Below are 2924 nucleotides of genomic sequence, written 5' to 3'. Positions count from 1 at the left end.
AGGGGAGCGTATGTGACCACTATATAGTTGGTTATTTAGGGCATCGCACATAACAGTAGTGAACCTTGTCCTGATCAAGTTAAACACCATAGGAATAAAGAACACAAGCAAATTTATTCCCACATACCCTAGCGACAGTGCAATAGTTTTTTTAGCTCTCCATGTTAACCACTTATACCACCCATAGTGACAGTGCAATAGTTTTTCTAACTATCCACGTTAACCACTTTTAACATCCTTACCACCCATCGTGACAATGCAATAGTTTTTTTTAACCAACCACACTCTCCACGCTTACCACCCATAGCTTGCATCTTTTAAAAAATCGTGTTCCTATAATTAGTATCGTAAACACAACGGTTTTACCGCCATGATGATTTCTACCGCACAAGCCGCTGAATTACTAGGTATCTCTGCCACTCGCGTCCGTTTCCTGTTGAGCAAGGGCAGAGTTAAAGGTGCTTATAAAGTCGGTAGAACTTGGGTGATTCCCTTATTTGATGGCATGCCCGTGGTTACCCCTGGCACTCGTGGACCAAAGCGGAATTGGTCAAAGCGTACAAATTACACTAAAGCTGTGATCCACGTGAACCAGAAAGTGATTCGCCAAAATCACAACACCGGCGAACGCAATCCAGTGATTACCGTCAAACGAGGCTCTAAAAATATTTACGGTCATACTGTCGAAGTCAATGGCCCGTGTCGGGTGATGTATCGCCCGGATAACCCCCTACACTGTGGAGCACGGGTATGGATTGAGACTATTTCTGACTTTAAGGTGAGCTGAGCCAGGTCTAAGGTCTAACCAAACGTTGACCCATTCCACCCCCACATATGTCTCTGGGCATCAGCAAATTCAATATAAATTCGGTTGAGTGCTACACCCAACGTCTCATTAATTGTCTTGCAAAAATCCTGACTCATGGCCTTAGTTTGAGTAGGCTTCATGGTGCCAATATTTTTAATTTCCACATAGCAAACTGGGTCAAAGCTACCAGCAAAAGTCATGGCCACACCAGGCTCAAACGCTGTCATCACATAAGCTTCTGGTTTCCCCACATGCTCGGCTAGTTTTCCGGACAGGCTTTTCAGCAACCCTTCAACCGCTGCTGATTCTGGAGCATCAATGGAAGTTTGAACTTTAATTAGCGGCATAGTTTTGATATAGTGGTTTGCGACTTTCTTGAGTACATATTCTGGATTTTTAGGGAACAGGGAACAGGGAACAGGGAATAGGGAATAGAGCTGTAAGCCCCGTGGAAACAAACCCCCAAGACCGCGCTGCCTCCCCAAGACCGCGCTACCTCGCTGCATCGCTTTAGGTCAATTCTTGTCCACTGTTCCCTGTTCCCTGTTCCCTGTTCCCAACTTCTGTAAGAAGTCTAATCTCTAACCGCCATACTGCCAACTAGTGCTTTCCAGTAACAACTGATCTCCTTCCCGATGAATGCCAGCACCAACGACTTCAGCAACAAAGACCGTGTGATCGCCTTCTTCCACAGTTCCTCTGACCTGGCATTCTACATAACCGAGGGAGTCAGAAATGATCGGACAACCAGTTACTTCTCCTAGGTAAAATTCTACATCAGCAAACTTATTACCAACGCGACTTTGGGGTTTGAAAAATTTGGCTGCCATATCTTTTTGCCCACTATCGAGGAAGCTTAGGGCAAATACTTCTGTTTTCTTAATGATGCCGTGGGAGCCAGTATCTTGTTTAACACAGTTAACTATTAGTGGCGGTTTGAAAGAAGACTGCATCACCCAGCTGACCGTGAAGCCGTTGATTGTTTCTTCACCATCCCTGACCCCACAGATATATAGACCATGGGGAATTTTGCGCAGCATGGTCTTTTTCGCTTGTTCGTCTAGCACGAGTCTTTCTCCGATACTTTTTAGCGTTCGCGTAGCGTGACCTTTTGGGCAAAGCCCGACGCTGTCTTGATGCAGCGCGAACGGTCAATGGCAATTAGTGTACAAAATTTTGGCGTTTAAAAGACAGGATTAGGGATATCCTTTTGGGTTCTAAACATGCGCTTAATTCGATGTAGAACACCTCTGGGCTGAAAATTATGCTTATACTGCCTGAATTCCCCAGCATCTAGCCAAACCCCGTGGCATTGGAAACATTTTTCGTACCAGATGCTGTACTCATCAATATCAAGCATCCGGATCATTTTGGCTCCACAGCGGGGACAGCAAATATCATCATTGATATTATTCAGCTCAGAGCCAATTTCCGGGTCTCCAATATCCAGACTCTCAGAACCTTTAATCTTTTTGAGTATTTCTGCTTCGAGGGAATCAAACCAAATGCCTTTGCAGTTGACACAGCGGTCTACTTCAATGTCATGGCAGGTAACTGGCTCTAATCTTCCTTTGCACTTTGGGCAATTAAGTGTTGGGCAATTAAGTTCCTTCACACTTCCATACAAAAATTAACTTTATATTATATATCTTATCCAATAGACGGCTGAGGACGAAAGAGGTGAGAGTGTTCAGGATGATAGAGACGGGAACGGGTTTTAAGGCGATCAGGGTTTAAAGCCGTTTTTAGTGCCGGACTGATTAAGTAAAGGGTTGTCCGAATTAAATTGTGCTCTTGAGTAGTTGCTGCCATTTTATCAAGGTCAACTAGCCAAATTTTTTCATCTGGCCAGCCAATGCGGAAGCAAACCGCTACTGGTGTATCAGCAGAATAGTGTTTTAGGAGTTTGGCTTGAGCGGCTTCTACATGACGAGCACTCAGATAGAGGCACAGACTAGCTTGATGAGCAGCTAGGGATGCTAATTCTTCTGAGTCGGGCACTGCAGAAGCACGACCACTAATCCGAGTCAGGATAATCGTTTGTACTAGTCCCGGTATAGTTAGCTCAACACCAAGTTGTGCCGCTGCTGCTTGAAAGGCGCTGATGCCTGGGATA

At 45.0% G+C, this 2924-nt stretch carries 5 protein-coding genes; 1 reads left to right on the top strand and 4 read right to left on the bottom strand.

What is annotated here, in order from left to right; translation table 11 throughout:
• Positions 1–370: 370 nt before the first annotated feature.
• Complete coding sequence (locus F6K49_RS39045; protein WP_293093754.1) at positions 371–787, top strand: helix-turn-helix domain-containing protein; 417 nt, start codon at positions 371–373, stop codon at positions 785–787.
• Positions 788–801: 14 nt separating this feature from the next.
• Here the strand turns inward: F6K49_RS39045 and F6K49_RS39040 are convergent, their stop codons facing one another.
• The 4 genes from F6K49_RS39040 to F6K49_RS39025 form a co-directional block, all read right to left on the bottom strand.
• On the bottom strand, positions 802–1155 hold the full coding sequence (locus F6K49_RS39040) for a phenylpyruvate tautomerase MIF-related protein (RefSeq protein ID WP_070394851.1): 354 nt from the start codon (positions 1153–1155) through the stop codon (positions 802–804).
• A gap of 234 nt (positions 1156–1389) precedes the next feature.
• Complete coding sequence (locus F6K49_RS39035) at positions 1390–1875, bottom strand: flavin reductase family protein (RefSeq protein WP_075902735.1); 486 nt, start codon at positions 1873–1875, stop codon at positions 1390–1392.
• Between the two features lie 116 nt (positions 1876–1991).
• On the bottom strand, positions 1992–2423 hold the full coding sequence (locus tag F6K49_RS39030) for a zf-TFIIB domain-containing protein (RefSeq protein ID WP_293105900.1): 432 nt from the start codon (positions 2421–2423) through the stop codon (positions 1992–1994).
• A 35-nt stretch (positions 2424–2458) separates the two neighbouring features.
• A partial coding sequence (locus tag F6K49_RS39025) for an SAM-dependent methyltransferase (protein WP_293105898.1) occupies positions 2459–2924 on the bottom strand: 466 nt, incomplete at its 5' end.

The organism is Moorena sp. SIO3I6, assembly GCF_010672095.1.
Note: the sequence above shows the minus strand (reverse complement) of the source record. Positions and strands in the feature narration are given on the sequence as shown.

Bases quoted from the DNA above. Each gene is read 5' to 3' on its own strand.
- F6K49_RS39045 (WP_293093754.1), top strand. From the start codon at position 371: ATGATGATTTCTACCGCACAAGCCGCTGAATTACTAGGTATCTCTGCC.
- F6K49_RS39040 (WP_070394851.1), bottom strand. From the start codon at position 1,155: ATGCCGCTAATTAAAGTTCAAACTTCCATTGATGCTCCAGAATCAGCA.